Annotated in this window: 2 tRNA genes and 3 rRNA genes; all 5 read left to right on the plus strand. The window is 52.1% G+C overall.

From position 1 onward, the window contains the following. A 16S ribosomal RNA gene (locus E6W33_RS26770) occupies positions 1 to 1,268 on the plus strand; the annotation flags it as partial. 122 nt (positions 1,269 to 1,390) lie between these two features. After that, positions 1,391 to 1,467 (plus strand) — tRNA-Ile (locus tag E6W33_RS26775). Positions 1,468 to 1,478: 11 nt separating this feature from the next. Then, positions 1,479 to 1,554, plus strand: a tRNA-Ala gene (locus tag E6W33_RS26780). Between the two features lie 284 nt (positions 1,555 to 1,838). Then, positions 1,839 to 4,715: ribosomal RNA gene (locus E6W33_RS26785) — 23S ribosomal RNA — on the plus strand. A gap of 156 nt (positions 4,716 to 4,871) precedes the next feature. Beyond that, positions 4,872 to 4,984, plus strand: a 5S ribosomal RNA gene (rrf, locus tag E6W33_RS26790). The last annotated feature ends 49 nt before the right edge of the window (positions 4,985 to 5,033 follow it).

Here is a 5,033-nt window from a genome sequence, read left to right on the forward strand (position 1 = left end):
ACCAAGGCGACGATCAGTAGCTGGTCTGAGAGGACGACCAGCCACACTGGGACTGAGACACGGCCCAGACTCCTACGGGAGGCAGCAGTGGGGAATTTTGGACAATGGGGGCAACCCTGATCCAGCAATGCCGCGTGTGTGAAGAAGGCCTTCGGGTTGTAAAGCACTTTTGTTCGGAAAGAAATCGCTCTGGCTAATATCCGGAGTGGATGACGGTACCGGAAGAATAAGCACCGGCTAACTACGTGCCAGCAGCCGCGGTAATACGTAGGGTGCAAGCGTTAATCGGAATTACTGGGCGTAAAGCGTGCGCAGGCGGTTGTGCAAGACAGATGTGAAATCCCCGGGCTTAACCTGGGAACTGCATTTGTGACTGCACGGCTAGAGTGTGTCAGAGGGGGGTAGAATTCCACGTGTAGCAGTGAAATGCGTAGATATGTGGAGGAATACCGATGGCGAAGGCAGCCCCCTGGGATAACACTGACGCTCATGCACGAAAGCGTGGGGAGCAAACAGGATTAGATACCCTGGTAGTCCACGCCCTAAACGATGTCAACTAGTTGTCGGGTCTTAATTGACTTGGTAACGCAGCTAACGCGTGAAGTTGACCGCCTGGGGAGTACGGTCGCAAGATTAAAACTCAAAGGAATTGACGGGGACCCGCACAAGCGGTGGATGATGTGGATTAATTCGATGCAACGCGAAAAACCTTACCTACCCTTGACATGGCAGGAATCCTGGAGAGATTCGGGAGTGCTCGAAAGAGAACCTGCACACAGGTGCTGCATGGCTGTCGTCAGCTCGTGTCGTGAGATGTTGGGTTAAGTCCCGCAACGAGCGCAACCCTTGTCATTAGTTGCTACGAAAGGGCACTCTAATGAGACTGCCGGTGACAAACCGGAGGAAGGTGGGGATGACGTCAAGTCCTCATGGCCCTTATGGGTAGGGCTTCACACGTCATACAATGGTACATACAGAGGGCTGCCAACCCGCGAGGGGGAGCTAATCCCAGAAAGTGTATCGTAGTCCGGATTGTAGTCTGCAACTCGACTACATGAAGTTGGAATCGCTAGTAATCGCGGATCAGCATGTCGCGGTGAATACGTTCCCGGGTCTTGTACACACCGCCCGTCACACCATGGGAGCGGGTTTTACCAGAAGTAGGTAGCCTAACCGCAAGGAGGGCGCTTACCACGGTAGGATTCGTGACTGGGGTGAAGTCGTAACAAGGTAGCCGTATCGGAAGGTGCGGCTGGATCACCTCCTTTCTAGAGTTTGCATCCAAGTCAAGCGTTCACACTTATCGGTGTGTTAGTCAAGAACAGTGATCGGTCGGCAGTCGGCGCGTTGAAGTCTGCCGATGAGGTTAAGACTGGGAACTGATCCGAATGGGTCTGTAGCTCAGGTGGTTAGAGCACACGCTTGATAAGCGTGGGGTCGTAGGTTCAAGTCCTACCAGACCCACCATCAAACTTATTGGGGGTTTAGCTCAGCTGGGAGAGCACCTGCTTTGCAAGCAGGGGGTCGTCGGTTCGATCCCGTCAACCTCCACCAAGACATCAAACCTAAGTCATCGCTCAACATGAGCGACGCGATTTAGGCTTGATCGTTTAGATCATTGGCTGTTTTTGTTCTTTAACAATCTGGAAGAAGTAGTAAAGAATTTATCAGTTGGAGCTGATACGTTGTGATGACGTGTTGGTGACGACTGGTGGGTTGTGATTGTATCAATCATATGTATGAAAGAGTTCTCGCATTAAAAAGCGAGCAGTCTGGAATACGGCATATTCAAACTCAGACTCTATAACCGTTTCTGGCAACAGAAGCTAACGTTATAGGGACAAGCGAATAAGTGCACATGGTGGATGCCTTGGCGATATCAGGCGATGAAGGACGTTGTAGCTTGCGATAAGCTGCGGGGAGTGAGCAAACACACATTGATCCGCAGATTTCCGAATGGGGAAACCCGGCCCTTTGGGTCATCACATGCTGAATACATAGGCATGTGAAGCGAACGTGGCGAACTGAAACATCTAAGTAGCTACAGGAAAAGAAATCAACCGAGATTCCCAAAGTAGTGGCGAGCGAAATGGGAACAGCCTGCAAGATTTAGCATCAGCGATAGTGGAACGCTCTGGAAAGTGCGGCCATAGAGGGTGATAGCCCCTTACACGAAATCCCTGGTGTGGAACTAAGCTTGCGACAAGTAGGGCGGGGCACGTGAAACCCTGTCTGAACATGGGGGGACCATCCTCCAAGGCTAAATACTCGATATCGACCGATAGTGAACCAGTACCGTGAGGGAAAGGCGAAAAGAACCCCGGAAGGGGAGTGAAATAGATCCTGAAACCGTGTGCATACAAACAGTAGGAGCCTCGCAAGGGGTGACTGCGTACCTTTTGTATAATGGGTCAGCGACTTACATTCAGTGGCAAGCTTAACCGAGTAGGGAAGGCGTAGCGAAAGCGAGTCCGAACAGGGCGATTCAGTCGCTGGGTGTAGACCCGAAACCAGATGATCTACTCATGGCCAGGATGAAGGTGCCGTAACAGGTACTGGAGGTCCGAACCCACTAGTGTTGAAAAACTAGGGGATGAGCTGTGGGTAGGGGTGAAAGGCTAAACAAATCTGGAAATAGCTGGTTCTCTCCGAAAACTATTTAGGTAGTGCCTCAAGTATCACCATCGGGGGTAGAGCACTGTTATGGCTAGGGGGTCATCGCGACTTACCAAACCATTGCAAACTCCGAATACCGATGAGTGCGAGCTTGGGAGACAGACGTCGGGTGCTAACGTCCGGCGTCAAGAGGGAAACAACCCAGACCGCCAGCTAAGGTCCCAAAGATTGGCTAAGTGGAAAACGAAGTGGGAAGGCTAAAACAGTCAGGAGGTTGGCTTAGAAGCAGCCATCCTTTAAAGAAAGCGTAATAGCTCACTGATCGAGTCGTCCTGCGCGGAAGATGTAACGGGGCTAAGCCAGTCACCGAAGCTGCGGATCTGCAGTAATGCAGATGGTAGGAGAGCGTTCTGTAAGCCTGCGAAGGTGTCTTGTAAAGGATGCTGGAGGTATCAGAAGTGCGAATGCTGACATGAGTAGCGATAATGCGGGTGAAAAGCCCGCACGCCGTAAGCCCAAGGTTTCCTGTTCAACGTTCATCGGAGCAGGGTGAGTCGGCCCCTAAGGCGAGGCAGAGATGCGTAGCTGATGGGAAGCAGGTTAATATTCCTGCACCGTCGTTAGATGCGATGGGGGGACGGATCGCGGAAGGTTGTCCGGGTGTTGGATGTCCCGGTTCCTGTATCAGAGAAGGCCAGTAGGCAAATCCGCTGGCGTAATTCAAGGGTATGGGACGAGTGGCCTTGTGCCGCGAAGCAATCGGAAGTGGTTCCAAGAAAAGCCTCTAAGCTTCAGTCTAACGAGACCGTACCGCAAACCGACACAGGTGGGCGAGATGAGTATTCTAAGGCGCTTGAGAGAACTCGGGAGAAGGAACTCGGCAAATTGGTACCGTAACTTCGGGATAAGGTACGCCCTTGTAGCTTGACTGGCCTGCGCCAGGAGGGTGAAGGGGTTGCAATAAACTGGTGGCTGCGACTGTTTAATAAAAACACAGCACTCTGCAAACACGAAAGTGGACGTATAGGGTGTGACGCCTGCCCGGTGCTGGAAGATTAAATGATGGGGTGCAAGCTCTTGATTGAAGTCCCAGTAAACGGCGGCCGTAACTATAACGGTCCTAAGGTAGCGAAATTCCTTGTCGGGTAAGTTCCGACCTGCACGAATGGCGTAACGATGGCCACACTGTCTCCTCCCGAGACTCAGCGAAGTTGAAATGTTTGTGATGATGCAATCTACCCGCGGCTAGACGGAAAGACCCCATGAACCTTTACTGTAGCTTTGCATTGGACTTTGAACCAATCTGTGTAGGATAGGTGGGAGGCTTTGAAGCGGGGACGCCAGTTCTCGTGGAGCCATCCTTGAAATACCACCCTGGTTTGTTTGAGGTTCTAACCTTGGCCCGTTATCCGGGTCGGGGACAGTGCATGGTAGGCAGTTTGACTGGGGCGGTCTCCTCCCAAAGTGTAACGGAGGAGTTCGAAGGTACGCTAGGTACGGTCGGACATCGTGCTAATAGTGCAATGGCATAAGCGTGCTTAACTGCGAGACTGACAAGTCGAGCAGGTACGAAAGTAGGACATAGTGATCCGGTGGTTCTGTATGGAAGGGCCATCGCTCAACGGATAAAAGGTACTCTGGGGATAACAGGCTGATTCCTCCCAAGAGTTCATATCGACGGGGGAGTTTGGCACCTCGATGTCGGCTCATCACATCCTGGGGCTGTAGCCGGTCCCAAGGGTATGGCTGTTCGCCATTTAAAGTGGTACGTGAGCTGGGTTTAAAACGTCGTGAGACAGTTTGGTCCCTATCTGCCGTGGGCGTTGGAAGTTTGAGGGGGGCTGCTCCTAGTACGAGAGGACCGGAGTGGACGAACCTCTGGTGTACCGGTTGTCACGCCAGTGGCATTGCCGGGTAGCTAAGTTCGGAAGAGATAACCGCTGAAAGCATCTAAGCGGGAAACTTGCCTCAAGATGAGACTTCCCGGGAACTTGATTCCCCTGAAGGGTCGTTCGAGACCAGGACGTTGATAGGTCAGGTGTGGAAGCGCAGTAATGCGTTAAGCTAACTGATACTAATTGCCCGTGCGGCTTGTCCCTATAACCTTAGCAGGTTAAGGCCAAGTGTTATGCGTATGCCGATTGTGCATCACGCCCGCCAAAATATATGTAGACCCCTACATCACTACTTCTTCCCAGATTGCGTTGTCTGGCCCGGTCAGCAATAACGACCACCAGACAACACTACAAGTTGTGCCTGATGACCATAGCGAGTTGGTACCACCCCTTCCCATCCCGAACAGGACCGTGAAACGACTTCGCGCCGATGATAGTGCTGCAACCAGTGTGAAAGTAGGTAATCGTCAGGCTTGTGTTACCCAGAAAGCCCCAGCTCCATGAGTTGGGGCTTTTTGCTTT

Origin of the sequence: Herbaspirillum sp. ST 5-3 (assembly GCF_004804275.1) — a bacterium.
In the GTDB taxonomy this organism is placed as follows: Bacteria; Pseudomonadota; Gammaproteobacteria; order Burkholderiales; family Burkholderiaceae_D; genus Noviherbaspirillum.